We start from the raw sequence: 17,390 nt of genomic DNA on the forward strand, positions 1-17,390 counted from the left end.
TTCTAGAACTCAATGTCTAGAACAATGATTCTGATCAGCGTGCATCCAACTCGCGGTGGCGCTTCAGCACGTGGCCATGGTGGCTGAACTGCCGGGCCAGCATCTCGACGAGGTAGACCGAGCGGTGCTGGCCGCCCGTGCAGCCGATGGCGACCGTCAGGTAGCTGCGCTGGTCGGCCGCGAAGTTGGGCAGCCAGCGCGACAGGAAGCCGGCGATCTGGCCCATCATCAGCCCGACCTCGGGCTGCGCCGCGAGGTAGGCGGCCACCGGCGCGTCGCGCCCGGTCAGCGGCCGCAGCTCGCGGTCGTAGTAGGGGTTGGGCAGCACGCGCACGTCGAAGACGAAGTCCGCATCGCTGGGCACGCCGTGCTTGAACGCGAAGCTCTCGAACACCAGCGTCAGCTTGGTGCCGGCGTTGGGGCCCACCAGCCCCGACAGCCAGGCGCGCAGCTGCGCGGGGCGCAACTGGCTGGTGTCGATGACGGTGGACTCGGCCTTCAGCCCGCCCAGCAGCTCGCGCTCCAGCTTGATGGCGTCCAGCAGCAGGCGGTGGCTGTCCTCGGCGGTGCCGTCCAGCGAACCGAAACTGGTGTCGCGGTCTTCGCGCAGCGGGTGCGGACGGCGCGTCTCGGAGAAGCGCCGCATCAGCGCGTCGTCGTTGGCGTCCAGGAAGAACGACCGCACGGCCACGCCCTTGGCGCGCAGCTCCTTGAGCAGCGGCAGCAGCAAGGGCAGCGAGCCGGCCGAGCGCACGTCCACCGCGATGGCCACGCGCCGCTCGCCGCGCTGCTGCTCCAGCGTCAGGAAGTCCAGCAGCAGCTCGGCGGGCAGGTTGTCGACACAGAAGTAGCCGGCGTCCTCCAGCGCATGCATGGCCACCGACTTGCCGCCGCCGGACATGCCGGTCAGCAGCACCACGTCACCCTGCAGTTCGGCGGTCGTCATGACCGGGCCTTGCGCGGCTTGGCCGCCGTGGTTGCCGCTTCTGCCGTGGCCGCGGTGGTGGACGCGTCCAGCATCTCCTGCGCATGCGCCAGGCTGGTGGACGACAGCCGCTCGCCGCCCAGCATGCGCGCGACCTCGGCCACGCGGGCCTCGCCCGTCACGGCGCTGACCGAGCTGACCGTGCTGCCGCCCTGCAGCGCCTTGGCGACGACGAGGTGGTGGTCCGCGCAGGCGGCCACCTGCGGCAGGTGCGTCACGGCCAGCACCTGGCGCTGTTGGTCCGACGGATGGCCCAGCTGCTTCATCAGGCGGCCTACGGTCTCGGCCACGGCGCCGCCGATGCCGACATCGATCTCGTCGAAGATCAGCGTGCCCGGCGCGTGGTCGGCCGCGTTCTGGCTGGTCGTCACGGCGATGGCCAGCGAGATGCGCGACAGCTCGCCGCCCGACGCCACCTTGGCCAGCGGCCGCGGCGTGCTGCCGGCATGGCCGGCGACCAGGAACTCGGCGGACTCCAGCCCGTAGCTCTGCGGCGCGTCGGTGGGCAGCAGCGCGATGTCGAAGCGGCCGCCGGCCATGCCGAGCTGCTGCATCGCCGCGGTGACGGCAGCGGCGAGCCGGGGCGCGGCGTCCTTGCGGGCGCGGGTGGCGGCCCTGGCCTCGGTGTCGAAGGCCTTGCGCGCGGCGGCCAGTGCCGCTTCGAGCTGCTCGGGGTTGCTGGCGGCGTCGAGCGCGGCCAGCTCCGCGCGCCACTGCGCCAGCAGCGCCGGCAGGTCCTGCGGCTGGCGGCGGTAGCGGCGCGCCAGTGTCACCCAGGCCGACACGCGCTCGTCCAGCTCGGCCATGCGCGACGGGTCCAGGTCGGTCTTGTGCAGGTAGGCGGCCAGGGTGTGGCTGGCGTCCTGCAACTGGGCCTGCACGTCGCGCAGCGCCTGCACGGCGGGCAGCAGCCGGGCGTCGTGGTCCAGCACGCGCTCCAGCTGGTCCAGCGCACCGGACGCCAGCGACTGCGCGCTGGGCTCGGCCTCGTCCAGCGCGTCGAGCGCCGAGCGCGCCGCGTCCAGCAGCGACTGGCCGTGCGACAGCCGCTCGTGCTCGGCGTTCAGCTCGGGCCACTCGCCCTCGACGGGCGCCAGGCCGTCCAGCTCGCCGATCTGCCAGGCCAGCCGCTCGCGCTCGCGCAGCGCCTCGACCTGCAGGCCTTGCGCCTTCTCCAGCGCTTCGGCGGCCTGCTTCCACGCGGCATGCGCGCGGGCCAGCGATGCGGTGTCCAGGCCGGCAAAACCGTCCAGCAGCTCGCGCACGGCGGCCGGGCGGGTCAGGCCTTGCCAGGCGTGCTGGCCGTGGATGTCCAGCAGGTGGTCGGCCAGCTCGCGCAGCTGCGTGGCCGTGGCCGCACCGCCGTTGATCCACGCGCGGCTCTTGCCGGCGGCGTCGATGACGCGGCGCAGCAGCAGCGAGTCGTCGGCATCGAACCCCGCGTCGTCCAGCCAGGGGCGCACCTGCGCCGGCGTGTCGAACTCGGCCGTGATCTCGGCCTTGGCCGCGCCCTCGCGCACCACGCCCGCGTCGCCGCGGCCGCCCAGTGCGAGCTGCAGCGCGTCGATCAGGATGGACTTGCCGGCGCCGGTCTCGCCGGTCAGCACCGCGAAGCCGGGCTCGAAGTCGAGTTCGAGCGACGGGACGATGACGAAGTCTTTGAGGGACAGATGCCTGAGCATGATCAGAGGTACCAGCGAAGCTTGCGACGCAGCGTCGCGTAATAGCTCCAGCCTTGCGGGTGCAGGAAGCGGACCTGGTGCTGGCTGCGCCGCACGGTGATGGTGTCGCCATGCAGCAGGCTGGCCAGGCTTTGCATGTCGAAGTTCACCGACGCGTCGCGGCCGGCGAGGATCTCCATGCGCACCTCGCCGCTGTCGGGCAGCACGATGGGCCGGTTGGACAACGTGTGCGGGGCGATGGGCGCCAGCAGCCAGCCGGCGATGCTCGGATGCATGATGGGGCCGCCCGCCGACAGCGCATAGGCGGTGGAGCCGGTGGGCGAGGCCACGATGATGCCGTCGGCCCGCATGTTGGCGACGAACTGGTCGCCCACGTCGATCTTGAGTTCCACCATGCCCGACGTTCCGCCCCGGCTGACGACGACGTCGTTGAGCGCCAGGCCCGAGAAGATGGACTCGCCGTCGCGCCACACGGCGCCTTCCAGCATCGCGCGCGGCTCCACCTCGTAGTCGCCGGCCAGGATGGGCGCCAGAGATTCGCGCCAGCGCTCGATGGGGATGTCGGTGATGAAGCCCAGCCGCCCCTGGTTGATGCCCACCAGCGGGATGCCGTGGCGGGCCATCTCGCGCGCAAAGCCCAGCATCGTGCCGTCGCCGCCGACGACCACCGCCAAGTCGCAGGCGCGGCCCAGTTCGTCGTGGGAGAGCGCGTCGTAGCCGGTCAGGCCGGTGTTCTGCGCGGTGCCGGCTTCCAGCGAGACATCCAGCCCCTGGCTGCACAAAAACTGGGCAATCTCCTCCAGCACCGGCCGGATGCCAGGCGCCTGATGTTTGCCCACGATGGCGACATGTTTGAAGCGCTCGGCCATGCGACAAATTACACCACAGGGGTCCTGGCGCTCATGGGGCAAACCGGGGCTGTTTTGCCGTGCATCGCAAGGCCCGCCCGCAGCGCCGGTCCGCCCGGCACGCACGACATAAGATCGCCCCATGCTCGACGAGCGATCCAAATCCCTGCTGAAAACCCTGGTTGAGCGTTACATCGCCGATGGCCAGCCGGTGGGCTCGCGCACGCTCTCCAAGGCCTCGGGCCTGGAACTCAGCCCCGCCACCATCCGCAACGTGATGGCCGACCTGGAAGAACTGGGCCTCATCGCCAGCCCGCACACCAGCGCCGGCCGCATCCCGACGGCGCGCGGCTACCGCCTGTTCGTCGACACCATGCTGACGGCGCAGCCCGGCCTGATCGGCGTCGAGACCGCGCGGCTGCAGCCCGACCAGCCGCAGCGCGTCATCGCCAGCGCGGCGCAGATGCTGTCCAACCTGTCGAGCTTCGTCGGCGTCGTCACGTCGCCCAAGAAGCCCAGCGTCTTCCACCACATCGAGTTCCTGCGCCTGGGCGAACGGCGCGTGCTGGTCATCCTCGTGTCGCCCGACGGCGACGTGCAGAACCGCGTCATCTTCACCGCGCAAGACCTGACCCAGGCCGAGCTGGCCGAAGCCAGCAACCGCCTGAACGCCAACTACGCCGGCCTCACGCTCGAAGCCGTGCGCGAGCGCCTGCGCCACGAGGTGGACGAACTGCGCGGCGAGATTGCCGGCCTGATGAGCGCGGCCGTGCAGGCCGGCACCGACGCCATGACGCAGGAGGACGACCAGGTCATCGTCTCCGGCGAGCGCAACCTCCTGACCGTTCAGGACTTCAGCCATGACATGGGGTCACTGCGCCGCCTGTTTGACCTGTTCGAGCAGAAGACCCAGCTCATGCGCCTGCTCGACACCTCCAGCCGCGCCGAGGGCGTGCGCATCTACATCGGCGGCGAGAGCCAGGTCGTGCCCTACGAGGAACTGTCCATCGTCTCGGCACCCTACGAGGTCGACGGCCAGGTGGTGGGCACGCTGGGCGTCATCGGTCCCACGCGCATGGCCTACGACCGCATGATCCAGATCGTGGACATCACGTCGCGGATGGTGGGGCAGGCGCTGTCGCAGCGCTGAGCGCGGCGCGCGGCCCGCGCTGACTGGCATCCGCGACTCCTGGGCACAAACCGCCAGCGTTGTGCCTCAAACCCAGCGCAAGGATTCCGGGCGCCAGGTGGCCAGGTTGCCGGTCACTGAGTCACCGCCTCAAGGTAGGGCTGCATGACACTTTCGACGCGGTTGATCCGGGCAAAGTGGCTCAGCTCGGCCATCGTGACCTTGCGGCTGCGCCAGGCATCCTTGAGCGCCTCCAGCGCCACGTCCAGGCCGATCTTGTTCCTGAACTTGAAGCAGTCCGTCACCGTCTTGGCGGGGCTGTATACGCGGATGGGCGCGCCGTGCTCGGTCAGCGTCTGAATGCCCTCGCTGTACGCGGCGCCACGCAGGCGAGTGACCCGCAGCGCCGGGTAGCCCGGTGCCGGCGTCTGCGTCGCCTCCGGCAGCGCGACCCAGACGTCATGAGTCAGTTGCGTGCCGATCTCGTGGAACTGCAGCGCGCTCAGCAGGCACAGCACGGCCTTGGGCACGCGCTGGCACACCTCGATCAGCGTCTGGTGTTCGGTCACTTCGGCGTCGGGCAGCCCGTACAGGCCACGTGCGAGCCGTTGCAGCTTGCCGGCCCGGTGAAGCTGCAGCAGAAGCTGCGGCGACCAACCTTGCTTGCGCACATCCGCCGCCCGCAGCACGCGCCGGTGCCGGGCCAGTTCGAGGATGTGGTCGGACTGGTTCATGCGGGCGGAAGTTTAATATTCGCATTACTTGTTTTCAAGTGATGCGGATTTCAATGAACGAGGGCGCTTGCGACCTTTCAGATCGTTAGCCCTGCGGCAGGGCGAGCGGGGGGCGCGCTGGCCATCCTCGCTCCGACCCATGGCGGCGTGCAGACGCGCATGCCTCGCTCGCACTGACTAGAATCCGCGCCTCCTCTCCCGGGGGCCGTTAGCTCAGTTGGTCAGAGCAGAGGACTCATAATCCTTTGGTCATTGGTTCAAGTCCAATACGGCCTACCAATAAAATCAATTATTTACAGTGAGATTCCGTTCCAGTTGAAGGGCGGCTGGTGGCGCGTGTAGCCGCTATGTAGCCAACAGTGCGGCGACGTGCGGGTAGGGGTGCGCGCGGCGTACAAGTCGTGGTGCGAACGAGCAGATGGCTTCGCCGACTCGTGGCTTGGTTGCGCTTAACACCGCAACCTTGAGGAGTCACGCAAAGCGGGCCTTGGTCGGCGCTGGACCATTCATTGCCACGATTGCGCAGATGCACAACCGTTGACTAATGGCCCAAGTTGGAACACCTGACAGGTGTAGGCCGTCACGGGCAATTCCCACATGCGATGCCGGTAACGGCACAAGGTTGGGAGCGGAGTCTGGCGTTGCACGCGCCGCTCAGCTCAACCGGTAGGCTTCGAACCTGCGCGTGGTGGAGAGACTTATCTCTCTGCTCCGCTCAATCCATTGCTGACGCCTGCCCGACTTGTCGGCCCTACTCGATTCTTGAAGCCTGCGTCCACAGGTCATCTTTGGACGTTGTCATCTGGCTCATGATTGCCCGAACGCGACCTGCGAAGCTTCTATCGGGAATGTACAGCGCCTCGAAAGCTCCCTTCACTTTGCCGCAAAAGCGCTCCTTTATCAGCAGTGTCATGACCTTCTCGCATACGCGCTTCGTGGTCGAGTCGCCATAACCTTTGTACATGCTGGACTCGCGCCGACCCGATCCAGGCTGGAGGAACAGTTTCCTCAGACTCGATAATAAAAAGGTTTGTGCTACTGACAGACCGGCCTCTCGAATAGCGACCAACGTCTTAAGATTCTGAAAGTCTTCTATCAGACAATCAACAATCCATGAAGGCAAATGCTCCGGCGAGGTGACGCCCGACATTCTGGTAATAACAGACTCGGAAATCTTGACACCGACTGGCTCCGCATCAGTCAAGTCCAATGAGTCAAACGCTGAATCCAGAATGCTTATATTTCGGACTCTCGAGTCGCCCAGTTCAATATGATGGAATTTGCCGCCCTCGAAAACCATTCCACCGAGGTCAAGGTCACCTTCATTCAAACGAAACAGGGCAGAAAGAAAGTCAGACACAATTATCTTGTTTTCTCTGTCCGCATTTCTCTGCACAAAGGATGATGCCATCCCGACTTGCTTGTTTGTCGTCAGTCGAGTAGCGATGTAGAACGCCCCAAAATCCTCTACAGGATTCTTCCAAACAGCATCCAGCCAGCTTCCATCAACTTGCCCAAGCAAGCTAATTGAGTCCTCAGCTTTTAATCCGTCGAGGATAAAACTGTCGACGAACTGCCTATCCAAACTCTCCGCGCCGATTCTTCCCAAACCAGGGAGGCGCTGCAGGATTATCGCTGACTCGTCTGTAGGCGGCCTACCGGTCGTCTCCTCAAAAGCATCATTGATCTGCTTGATAGAGATAGGCCCGAGCGCCGTCTGAGTGGTTCGGGATAGCCTCCCGATTTTTGTATACAACTCTCTGATAATGGTCTGATCCAGAATCGCATTAATATTGGCTTCGCGCTCGCAGAACGAATCAATGAGAAGATTCCAGAAGTCGATTTGCCCTGATGCCGTCTTGAGTATTGGATCAAATACATGCTGATCGATATCTCTAATTATGCTTGCTATGAGGGGCTTCTTTGGCATCCAATCGGGGAACTCCGGGGACTCTCGCCCTATCATTTCTGCGAACTGGACTGCAGAGAGTTCTTGGTTGCATCGCAAGAAGAGCGGATTCTTCTTATCCAATCCTAAACAGGTAAGCAACTCTGCATCATTGTTGAAGTAGTGCTCCCTACCAGTCACCAAGACTCCGCCTCGCGCCTTGTCGATGAGGTCTTTTACGCCAACCAGCGACTGTCTTCTAATTGCGACGAGTTTCGTCGGATCGTCACTCCAGGTTTGTGCTCCAATCTCATCAAACCCGTCGAGCAGATAGATCGCAGACGGAGAGTACGCAACCTTAAGCGCGTCGGAAACCTGGTTCTCCAATCCAATGTCAGTGAAGTGGCGCGTAATAATTTCAGACGCCCGCTTCAGTCCCCAGTTGTCTCTGAGATTTATTGCGACGGTGTGTCTGTAATTTGTCTTTTGCTGCGATTGTAGTAACTCAAAGAGTTCCTTAACGCACCGACTCTTACCCGCTCCGTAATCTCCAATCAGCACAATCGTTCTATTGTTAAGCAGCTCTTGTGCAATTCGCTCCGTACTAAATGCGTTTCCAGCCTCGTCGAAGTAATTAACCTTTACGTACTTTGTTTGATCTGGTTGTCCGGAGTAGATATCAACTGCCGAACCAAATGGCTTCGTTTGGCGAATGGTGCTATACGTAAGTGTTCCAAAGAGATAATTCAGGAACTGCAGAATCGACTGCACATCAACGAAGTTCGCCTTGCCCGACTCAATCAACGATTCGGTCGGTTCATCAAGCGTTATGAAATAGCACCTCGGAAATATTCCCTTCCCGAAGAAATGGGGACGGAGGACGTTGAACTTCGCGAGGTCAGTTCTCAGCTTCTCTAGCGTGTTCTCCTTGCTGATCTCAACAAGCACGACGCTTCCGTTATGGAGATCGATTACGCAGTCGCACTTGACGCCAGCAATGGTCTCCGCCCTCGCTCGCGCACCGAACTTAGCCTCCGCGCCAGACCGTACGATTGCTTCTAGTTCCTGCCAAGTGACCTTCGCGGACGGTCTCGCAACGCCTCCGTCGCCTGGACTAGCCTTCGGTTTCTCGTCAGTCGAGTCGGGCTCGGTCGCCACATACGAAGGCTTCAACGGGGCTGTCTTAATGGCTGGCGCGGGCGCGGGCGCCGCCTTTTCGGCCCCTGTTGCCTTCTTAACACCTAGTATGGGCCTACGGTTCGGCTTTGATGTCGAGTCATTCATCCGCTGTCCTTCTTGCGCAAAGGCCTCACCGCGCATTCCCTCACGTCGCGCAGGACAGAGGGCGGTCGCCCGGAGAATAGAACATGTTCGAGTGTCATGACGCGCGCCCGGGGCAGCGTCCTGAATGCATGCGGGCAAAGCCTATTGAGGCACGATCCGCAGCGACACCTCTCGCTCAGACTCAGCTCAAAAGGCGAGACACGGCTTTCCGGCGAGCTACCAACAACATTTGACTGTGCTGCTCTGAGCGCATTGCTGCGGCATTAATACGTCCGCGGCCGTCTGCAATCGCTGCATGGCCGCCGGTCATGCGGCTGCGGTAAGTGACGGCAGAAGGACGCAACCGTCCTTCCGGCGCATTTGATGCAAGCGATCCTGACTTCTTCGGCAGGCTCCTTGGTGACTTCAAACTTGACGGACATGATGTTCAGAGTTGCCGTGTGGTGGGGGCATCCTGCCTGGAAATTCTTATCCCTAATTCCGGGTTTGCGCTGAAAGAAGGGTACCCGGGCGGTTTCCGCTTGTGGGGCTCTATCCTTTGAATGCTCCCCCTCCCCGCGTGGCGGCGGTCCAGGCGGCAAGCAGGGCTGCCACTAGATAGGCACAGGCTGGGCGATCAGACGGTGAGGCAGGGGCAGGGTAGGCCACCGCATTTTGAGTGGCTCCTGAACCCAGGATGCCTGAGTCTGATCACAGCCGCGTTTGGCTGCCGCGCGGTCGAGTGAGCCGCTATAACGGCTCGACCGCTACTCGCGCTGGAGGCCGTCAGCTCATCCGAAGTGACCCGCACGAGAGTTACCTCCCGCGCGCGAGCCGAGTTTTCTTCTCGTGTCGTGCTCGGCGTTCTGCGGTTTCGATTCGCAACTCACACACTCGCTCCTCCGAAAACCTCAGCGCATTGATGACAGGCACCAGCGTCGCCTGGACCGCGCCGGCAATGTCGGGATCGCCAAGGCTGTGATGTGCCCTCTCGGTGATGGCGTCGAGCAGTGAGTTCAAGGCCATCAATTCCGACCACGCCCAACTGACCAACGCGCTGGGTAGCGCCTGGTCATTGAAGATGACTGCGGGCGGTTCGTCCTCGTCGAAGTCGGCGCGAATGCCGTTCTGGCCATCTGGCATCGCGCAGAACTTGCGCTGCCAAGTCTTCGGCGTTTCGGGGGAGTGCTTCGCGCCCTCTGCGGGCGCGGATGGGGTGCTTGATCCAGCCATGACGGCTCCTTGTGTGTGGACAAGGCTGCCGTCACTGCTTCCAAACAATGGTGGCAGCCCGAAACGAGGTTGGAAGACCGGACACAAGGAACCGGCAGGCCCGAAGACCTCCCCGCCCGGACCGCCGTAAAGCGGTCGAGCGAGCACACCCCGGCAACGAGGCGTGCTGACGCGCAAAAAAGGCCGCTTGTAGGCGGCCGCGCGCCTTGTGTTTGCGGGCTTCCAAACCCGGCCCCGACGGTGCCGGGGCGCGACCAATGTAGCACTGCAGGTCGAGCCATCGCAATCGCGCCAAAGGCCCGTCTTGCACTCCCACCCGGTTGCCTCTTCCCGCTATCCGCGCCAGCATCGCTGCAACTCGTCGCAGCAGTGCCGCGCAGCAGGCGGAGGTTTCTTAGAGTGCAGGCATTGAGCGAGCGGCCCAGCTCCCCGCCTGACAGGACCACGCATGCGCCCCCTCTCCAGCATCTCGCGCCTCTCCCGCTTCTTCCTCCTCCTGGTCGCCCTGTCCTGCAGCCGGCTCGCCATCGCGCAGGACAACTACCAGGCGATCATCGACCGCGCCGTGGCATCGGACGGCTTCAATGGCGTGGCGCTGGTGGGTGTCGGGGCGAAGGTGGTGGCGCTGCAGGCGCGCGGCGTGGCGGATGCCGAGGCGCGCGTCGTGATGGCGCCGGACAGCCTGTTCGAGGTCGGGTCGATCTCCAAGCGCGTCGCGGCCATCGTGGTGCTGCGCCTGGTGGACCAAGGCACGCTGAACCTCGACGCGCCCATCACGCGCTACCTGCCCGACTACCGCGCCGACAGCGGCGCCAAGCTCACGCTGCGCACGCTGATGAGCCATTCGAGCGGCGTGCCGAACGACATCAACGCCGCGCGCCAGCGCGACCCGGCGATCCGCGGCGTGGAACTCGACCCGATGGAGGCGGTGCGCCGCTACGCCAGCGGCGACCTGGCGTTCGAGCCCGGCACGGCCTGGGACTACTCGCATTCCAACTGGATTCTCGTCAAGGCGGTCGTCGAGCGCGCAACGGGCCGTGACTACGCGCGGCTGGTGGACGACCTCCTGGTCCGCCCGCTGGGCCTGAAGCACAGCGGTGTGCTGCCCGGCGCGGCCATCAAGCCGGCGCATCTTGCGGCCAGCTACGCGGCCCTCGCACCGGCGCCGGTGGTCAAGGAGAGCCTGCTGCCCCGGTACATGGCCATGGCCGGCGGCTTCTACACGTCGGCGGGTGACCTGCTGCAGTTGATGGACGCCGTGTTCGGCAGCGACCGGGTGCTGCAGCCGGCCTCCCGCCGCGCGTTGACGACGGTGAGCATGCCCAGGCAGCACTACGCGCTGGGCGCCGCACGCGCACGGTCCTGATCGCGGGCCGCGAACGCGAAGCGGTGTGGGACGACGGCAGCAACGCCGGCTACCGCACGGTGGCCCGCCGCGTGGCCGAGGACGGGCACACCGTCATCGTCATGACCAACGCCAGCTTCGACCATCAAGCGCTCGGCCGTCTGGCGGACGCGCTGATGGAGGCCAGCTACGACCCCACTCCCTGACGAAGCCGTCGCGCCGGTCTCCGAAGCTGGCAGCGCCTGGCTGTTGCGGGCTGGGCTGAGCGGGCTCAGCAGCGTGGGCGCGCGATCCGGACGGCCGCGCGCCTTGTAACGCTGCATCGAGCGGCCCGTGTCCGCGCATTTTTCACTTGCCCTGCAGCGGTGCATCGCAAGAATCGGCGCTCCGCTACCGACAGGACGCCGCTATGCCCACGGATCGCTTTTCCCGCATGTTCGGTGCCTTCGTGCTGCTGGGGGCGGCGACTGCCGCCCATGCCGCCGAGATCACGCTGCCGGTGAAGGAGGCCTGGTTCGAGGGCCAGATCGTCCACTACGTCAGCACCGACATTTCCGACGCCGGCATCGCCAGGAAGCAGGGCATCAACTTCGTGCCCGCGCTGGCCGACACGCTGAAGACCGGCGGGCCGGTGGAGCGTGCCTACAAGTTCCCGAACGAGGAGCAGGCGGCCGTGCTGCCGTCCATCCCGCGTCCGGTCGGCGGCAGCAACGCCGACCCGACCTACAGCCCGCTGTGGGTGCTGGTGATGGTGCGCTGGCGCCCGGGCGTCACGCCGTACACGCTCAAGTCCGAGGAAGCCGTGCTGGCCGCGCAGGACAAGGGCGAGGTGGAGCTGACGCGCACGAAGATCGTCGCCAACTGGCCCGTCGTGCGGGCCGGCGGCGCCACGCTGCAGGGCGCTCGCTGAGGTCAGCCGTTTGACGGGGCGGGGCGACTGCCGAAAGCGCCAGCGCTGAACGGACGGCGGTTGTTCAGGGGCTCTGCACGCCGGTCGGCGGCGTGATGGCGGGCGTGATGGCGGGCGTGTCCGCCATGCTCGCGACCGTGTCCGTCGGGGCCGGCGTCTTGCCCAGCTCCCAGCGTCCGCCCCCGGTCAGCTTGAGCACGCGGCGGTGGAAGCTGGCGACGGCCGCGCGGTGGGCGATGCTGATCAACGTGGTGCCGCGCTCGCGCAGCCGCTCGTACAGGCGCCGCTGGTTGGCGTCGTCCAGCGCGCTGGTGGCTTCGTCCAGGATGGCCACCTTGGGCGCCTGCACCAGCAGCCGCGCGAACGCCAGTCGCTGCTGCTCGCCGCCGCTGAGCAGCTTCTCCCAGTCCTCGCTGCGGTCAAGGCCGCCGTCGCTGTCGGCCAGGTGGCGCAGCTGCACTTCGTCCAGCACCTTCAGCAGCGCGTCGTCGTCCAGCTTGGACTGGGTGCTCGGGTAGATGAGCTGGCTACGCAGCGTACCGGTCTGCAGGTAGGGGCGCTGGGGCAGGAAGAACACATCCTCCTGCGGCGGGTGGTCGATGGTGCCGCTGCCCTGCGTCCACAGCCCGGCGATGGCGCGCAGCAGCGAGCTCTTGCCGCAGCCGCTGGCCCCGGTGATGAGCAGCGACTCGCCGGCCGCCAGCGTCAGCGACAGGTTCTCCACCAGCACGCGCTCGCTGTCCGGCGCCTTGACCGTCACGCCTGAGAGCTTCAGGTCCTGCGCGGCATTGCGCGCGATGCCGCCTTCGGCCGGCGCCGTCTTCAGCGCCGCGGCCATCACGTGCAGCCGGTCGATGCCGGCGACGAAGCGCGACAGGCTCTCGAAGTTGTCGACGATCAGCGACACGGCGCTGAGCACCGCCGCGAACGCGCCGCCCGCCTGCACGGCCCGGCCCACCTCCAGCTCGCCTGCCAGCACCTGGCCGGCCAGCACGACGAAGGGCACCAGCAGGCTCAGTTGGCTGAACGAGCGCTGGAACAGGTTCAGCATGAACTGCATGCGGATCAGCTTCTTGGTGTTCAGCAGCGCGGCGCGCAGGCGCTGGTCGAGCTGGTGGCGCTCCTGCTGCTCGCCGCGGTAGAAGGCGATGGACTCGGCGTTCTCGCGCAGCCGCATCAGGCGGAAGCGGAAGTCCGCCTCGCGCTTGAGCTGCCAGAAGTTCAGCCGGATCAGCGGCCGGCCGAACAGCAGCATGGACAGGCCCGTGCCCAGCAGCGCATAGACGACGAGGAAGCCCACCAGCATCTTGGACAGGCCCCACAGCACCGTGCTGAAGGCCACCAGCTGCATCAGCGAGCCGAGCAGGATCAGCAGGAAGTTCAGCGAGCGGCTGGTGAAGGTGTTGACGTCGTCGGCGATGCGCTGGTCGGGGTTGTCCACGCCGGCCAGGCGGAAGTAGGCGCGGTCGCCGAGGTAGGCATCCAGGAAGCGCCGCGTGAGCCAGCGGCGCCAGTCGTTGGCGTAGGCGTCGCGCGAGGCGTAGTACAGCGCGTACACCGGCACCGCGAAGCCCACCACCCACAGCATGCCGCGCACGGCGGTCCAGAAGCGGTCTTCGTCGCGCCCCGCGAGCGCCGAGGTCAGCTCGCCGGTCTTCTCGTTGATGAGCACGGCGAACTGCGTGTCCAACAGCATCAGCACGATCAGGCCCGCCAGCCAGGCCCAGGCGACGAGGCGCCGGTCACCCGCCCAGTACGGACGGGCGACGACGAGGAAGCGACCCCAGGAGGAGTCGGTGTCTGCAGCGGGTGGGGTCACGGGGGCTCTTGTGGGGTCGTTGACGCCGACAAGGCTAGGTCCGCGCCGGCCGCTGCACTGTCGGACGACGCGCCGCGGCTGCGTCGCCGGCCGGCGTGACCCGCACAGCCCGTCACAGTTCTGACACACGGTGACGCGACCATGCCGGCTTTGCTGGCGTGGACCGCATGAGACTTCTTTACCTGTTGGTCGTGGCGGTGCTGATCGCGTTGCCCGCTTCGGCACAGACGGCGGCCCAGCCCGCCGCGCCTGTCGAGTTGCGCTTTGCCGACTTCTTCGCCCAGCCCATCGGCCCGCGCGGCCTGGAGCCATCGGCCGCGCTGCTGGCTGCCCGCGGTCGCGACGTGCGCCTGGTGGGGTTCATGGTGCAGCGCGAGCTGCCGCAGGCCGGCCGCTTCCTGTTGACGCCGCGCCCGGTGGCCATGTCCGAGCATGCCGACGGCGACGCCGACGACCTGCCGGCAGCCACCGTCACCGTGCTGCTGCCCGAGTCGCAGCGCGAGCGCTTCGTCGCCCACCAGCCCGGGCCGGTCATGCTGACGGGCCGGCTCGACTACGGCCCGGCCGAGGACGACACCGGCCGCGTGTCCTGGCTGCGCCTGCACCTGGCGCCCGGCGCCCTGGCCGAGCAGGCATCTGCCGCGGCAACCCATTCGCATTGAGTCATCGCCGATGAAACACCACACCGTTCTCCTTGCCGCTCTCGCGGCCTTCGCCGCCGGCTCTGCCGCTGCCGCGCCCACCGTGACGCGCCTCACGCCGCCCAGCGAGCTGTTCGCCAGCGGCCGTGCCGACCCGGTCATCGCGCGCTTCCTGCCCGGCCAGCGCTTCGACCTGCAGGCCACCATCAAACCCGACGCCGGCCAGAAGATCACGGCCGCGCGCTTCCTCGTCGACGGCAGGCCGGTGGGCGTCACCGTCGCGCTGCGTGATTGCACGACCGGCTGCGTGAAGGGCGCGAGCGCCGAGACGGCCATCGCCACCGTGCGCGCCGTCAGCAGCGACGCCGCCGGCAAGCACGTGTTCAGCGTCGAAGCCACGCAGGCCGATGGCCAGAAGGTCGTCGCCCAGGGCAACTTCGAGGTCGTGCCGTTCACCAGCGCGATGGGTCCGAAGGTGAAGAACATCATCATCCTGCTCGGCGACGGCATGGGCGCCTCGCAGCGCACCGCCGCGCGCATCGTGCACGGCTATGCGCAGGGCAAGGCGCTGCAGCCGCTGGCGATGGACACGTTCTCGGCCACGGCGCTGGTCAAGACCTCGTCGCTGAACTCCATCGTCACGGACTCGTCGCCCGGCATGACCAGCTACGTCAGCGGCAACAAGAACAACAACAACGAGGAGGGCGTGTTCCCCGACGACACGACCGACCCGTTCGACAACCCGCGCGTCGAGTACCTGTCCGAGTACCTGCACCGCACGCAGGGCAAGCAGCTGGGCATCGTCACGACGGCTGACGTGTTCGACGCCACGCCCGCCGGCAACGCGGTGCACACCAGCAACCGCGGCGCGGGCACCGGCATCGTCGACCAGTTCTTCGACGACCGCAGCCACACCGGCCTGACCGTGCTGATGGGCGGCGGCCGCAAGTGGTTCCTGCCGGCCGGTACACCGGGCTCGGCGCGCACCGAGAGCAACGACTACGCCTTCTCGGCGAGCGACCCGCACACGGCCGAGATCGTCAAGCGCTGGGGCGTGTCCGCCGGCGCGCTGGACAAGGGCCGCGACCTGATCCGCGAGTTCCAGTCCGCCGGCTTCGGCTACGTGGCCACCAAGGCGGACCTGGACAAGGCCGATGCCACCAAGCCGCTGCTGGGCCTGTTCGCGTTCTCCAACATGAACGTGGCGCTGGACAAGATCAACGGCCGCCGCGGCGCGGACAAGAACGGTCTCTCTGGCGCCAGCGTCGTCGACGACTTCGGCCTGCCCGACCAGCCCATGCTGGACGAGATGGCCGCCAAGGCGATCAACGTGCTGAAGAAGTCACCCAAGGGCTTCGTGCTGATGATCGAAGGCGCGTCCATCGACAAGCAGGCGCACAACATGGACACCGAGCGCTGGATGCTGGACACGCTGGAGTTCGACCGCGCCGTGCGCGTGGCGCAGGACTTCGCGGCCGAACAGGGCGACACGATCGTCATCGTCACGGCCGACCACGAATGCTCCGGCGCCGCGCTGATCGGCGGGTCCACGGTCACCGACAAGGCGCTGGTGGACCTGGCCACCAAGAAGGGTGTGGCCAACCTGCGCAACGGCGTGGTCGGCACCTACGAGAAGGCTGGCTTCCCGCATTACCGCCTGGCCGCCGACGGCTACCCCGAGACCACCGACATCGACTATCGCCTGCTGGTGGGCTATGGCGCCAACGCCGACCGCTACGAAGACTGGCGCACCAAGAAGACGCCGCAGCGCGACAGCCAGCAGCCGTTCGCGGTCGAGGCGCCGCTGAAGTGGTACCCCGCCAACGCGGCCGAGCGCGACGACGCGCTGGGCGAGTACCTCGTCACCGGCCAGGTGCCCGGCGAGCAGGCCGTGCACACGGCCACCGACGTGCCGCTGTCGGCCTACGGCCCGGGCGCGCTCGCGTTCACCGGCGTCATCGACAACACGGACGTGTTCTTCAAGCTCGCGCAGGCGGCCGTGAAGGGCGTCGTCGCGCCGGCCGATTCGAGCGGCGCGAAACGTCCACCAAAGCCGAAGCGCTGATGCCGCGCGGGCGGTTCGGCTGACCTTCGGCAGGGTCATGGCGCAGGCGGGATACTGGCCCGCACCAAGGAGACCCCTGCCCATGAAGAACCCGCTCATCGCCCTCGCGCTGGTTGCCGTCGCGGCTGCCGCCCAAGCCCAGTCCGCCGACCCGCTGAAGGCGGCCGTCGCGGCCGACCACCGCAGCGTCGGCAACGTCGCGCGCGACCCGGCGCGCCACCCCTACGAAACGCTGAGCTTCTTCGGCATCAAGCCCGGCGACACGGTTGTCGAGCTGTCGCCCGGCGGCGGCTGGTACACCGAGATCCTGGCGCCCTACCTGCGCGAGGGCGGCCAGCTCTATGCCGCCGGAGGCGGTGCCCGCTTCAAGGCCAAGATGGACTCGGCCGCCGTCTACGGCAAGGTCAAGATCACCACCTTCGACCCGGCCAAGGGCCAGCTCGACATCGCCCCGCCCGGCAGCGCCGACGCGGTGCTGACCTTCCGCAACGTGCACAACTGGATGAACGACGGCAGTGCGCAGGCCGTGTTCGACGCCGCGTTCAAGGCGCTCAAGTCCGGCGGCACGCTGGGCGTCGAGGAGCACCGCCTGCCGGCCGCGCGCACGCAGGACGCCAAGGCCAGCACCGGCTACGTGCACGAGGCCACCGTCATCAAGTTCGCCGAGGCCGCGGGCTTCAAGCTGGCTGGTCGCAGCGAGGTCAACGCCAACCCCAAGGACACGGCCGACCACCCCGAAGGCGTGTGGACGCTGCCACCCACCTACGCGCTGAAGGACAAGGATCGCGCGAAGTACCAGGCCATCGGCGAGAGCGACCGCATGACGCTGAAGTTCGTCAAGCCCTGAC

Annotated in this window: 14 protein-coding genes and 1 tRNA gene; 8 read left to right on the forward strand and 7 right to left on the reverse strand. The window is 66.4% G+C overall.

Going from position 1 to position 17,390, the window contains the following annotated elements; all coding sequences use genetic code 11:
* Nucleotides 1-34: 34 nt before the first annotated feature.
* Genes rapZ through ACO07H_RS05380 form a run of 3 tightly spaced genes read right to left on the reverse strand, consistent with a single transcriptional unit; the run spans nucleotide 35 to nucleotide 3,536 of the window.
* On the reverse strand, nucleotides 35-946 hold the full coding sequence (rapZ, locus tag ACO07H_RS05370; RefSeq protein WP_422011915.1) for an RNase adapter RapZ: 912 nt from the start codon (nucleotides 944-946) through the stop codon (nucleotides 35-37).
* On the reverse strand, nucleotides 943-2,667 hold the full coding sequence (recN, locus tag ACO07H_RS05375) for a DNA repair protein RecN (RefSeq protein ID WP_422011917.1): 1,725 nt from the start codon (nucleotides 2,665-2,667) through the stop codon (nucleotides 943-945). The genes rapZ and recN overlap by 4 nt, the downstream gene beginning before the upstream one ends.
* A gap of 2 nt (nucleotides 2,668-2,669) precedes the next feature.
* Complete coding sequence (locus ACO07H_RS05380) at nucleotides 2,670-3,536, reverse strand: NAD kinase (protein WP_422011919.1); 867 nt, start codon at nucleotides 3,534-3,536, stop codon at nucleotides 2,670-2,672.
* A 121-nt stretch (nucleotides 3,537-3,657) separates the two neighbouring features.
* Here ACO07H_RS05380 and hrcA point away from each other — a divergent pair, with 121 nt between their 5' ends.
* Nucleotides 3,658-4,665 carry a heat-inducible transcriptional repressor HrcA gene (gene hrcA / locus ACO07H_RS05385; RefSeq protein ID WP_422011921.1) on the forward strand — a complete coding sequence of 336 codons (1,008 nt, stop codon included), beginning with the start codon at nucleotides 3,658-3,660 and terminating at the stop codon, nucleotides 4,663-4,665.
* Nucleotides 4,666-4,778: 113 nt separating this feature from the next.
* Here hrcA and ACO07H_RS05390 read toward each other — a convergent pair whose 3' ends face one another.
* Nucleotides 4,779-5,378, reverse strand: a complete 600-nt coding sequence (locus ACO07H_RS05390; protein WP_422011923.1) for a type IV toxin-antitoxin system AbiEi family antitoxin domain-containing protein — start codon at nucleotides 5,376-5,378, stop codon at nucleotides 4,779-4,781.
* 202 nt (nucleotides 5,379-5,580) lie between these two features.
* On the opposite strand from ACO07H_RS05390, the gene ACO07H_RS05395 reads away from it, so the two are divergent.
* Nucleotides 5,581-5,657: transfer RNA gene (locus ACO07H_RS05395), tRNA-Ile, on the forward strand.
* A gap of 472 nt (nucleotides 5,658-6,129) precedes the next feature.
* On the opposite strand, the gene ACO07H_RS05400 is transcribed toward ACO07H_RS05395, so the two are convergent.
* The gene (locus ACO07H_RS05400; protein ID WP_422011925.1) at nucleotides 6,130-8,550 is read right to left on the reverse strand and encodes a hypothetical protein; all 2,421 of its coding nucleotides are present in this window, start codon (nucleotides 8,548-8,550) and stop codon (nucleotides 6,130-6,132) included.
* Between the two features lie 795 nt (nucleotides 8,551-9,345).
* On the reverse strand, nucleotides 9,346-9,762 hold the full coding sequence (locus ACO07H_RS05405) for a hypothetical protein (RefSeq protein ID WP_422011927.1): 417 nt from the start codon (nucleotides 9,760-9,762) through the stop codon (nucleotides 9,346-9,348).
* Nucleotides 9,763-10,210: 448 nt separating this feature from the next.
* Here ACO07H_RS05405 and ACO07H_RS05410 point away from each other — a divergent pair, with 448 nt between their 5' ends.
* The 3 genes from ACO07H_RS05410 (at nucleotide 10,211) to ACO07H_RS05420 (ending at nucleotide 12,017) form a co-directional block, all read left to right on the forward strand.
* A complete protein-coding gene (locus ACO07H_RS05410) occupies nucleotides 10,211-11,128 on the forward strand; it encodes a serine hydrolase domain-containing protein (protein ID WP_422011929.1) in 918 nt (305 codons plus the stop codon).
* 23 nt (nucleotides 11,129-11,151) lie between these two features.
* On the forward strand, nucleotides 11,152-11,313 hold the full coding sequence (locus ACO07H_RS05415) for a hypothetical protein (protein WP_422011931.1): 162 nt from the start codon (nucleotides 11,152-11,154) through the stop codon (nucleotides 11,311-11,313).
* A 203-nt stretch (nucleotides 11,314-11,516) separates the two neighbouring features.
* Nucleotides 11,517-12,017 carry a DUF7482 domain-containing protein gene (locus ACO07H_RS05420; RefSeq protein WP_422011933.1) on the forward strand — a complete coding sequence of 167 codons (501 nt, stop codon included), beginning with the start codon at nucleotides 11,517-11,519 and terminating at the stop codon, nucleotides 12,015-12,017.
* Between the two features lie 64 nt (nucleotides 12,018-12,081).
* Here ACO07H_RS05420 and ACO07H_RS05425 read toward each other — a convergent pair whose 3' ends face one another.
* On the reverse strand, nucleotides 12,082-13,836 hold the full coding sequence (locus tag ACO07H_RS05425; protein ID WP_422011935.1) for an ABC transporter ATP-binding protein/permease: 1,755 nt from the start codon (nucleotides 13,834-13,836) through the stop codon (nucleotides 12,082-12,084).
* A gap of 167 nt (nucleotides 13,837-14,003) precedes the next feature.
* Between ACO07H_RS05425 and ACO07H_RS05430 the strand changes: the two genes are divergently transcribed.
* From ACO07H_RS05430 to ACO07H_RS05440, 3 genes are all read left to right on the forward strand, one after another.
* Nucleotides 14,004-14,498, forward strand: a complete 495-nt coding sequence (locus ACO07H_RS05430; RefSeq protein WP_422011937.1) for a hypothetical protein — start codon at nucleotides 14,004-14,006, stop codon at nucleotides 14,496-14,498.
* Nucleotides 14,499-14,508: 10 nt separating this feature from the next.
* A complete protein-coding gene (locus ACO07H_RS05435) occupies nucleotides 14,509-16,542 on the forward strand; it encodes an alkaline phosphatase (RefSeq protein ID WP_422011939.1) in 2,034 nt (677 codons plus the stop codon).
* An 82-nt stretch (nucleotides 16,543-16,624) separates the two neighbouring features.
* A complete protein-coding gene (locus ACO07H_RS05440; protein WP_422011941.1) occupies nucleotides 16,625-17,389 on the forward strand; it encodes a class I SAM-dependent methyltransferase in 765 nt (254 codons plus the stop codon).
* Nucleotide 17,390: the final 1 nt, after the last annotated feature.

Origin of the sequence: Roseateles sp. (genome assembly GCF_965229315.1) — a bacterium.
GTDB lineage: Bacteria > Pseudomonadota > Gammaproteobacteria > Burkholderiales > Burkholderiaceae_C > Pelomonas.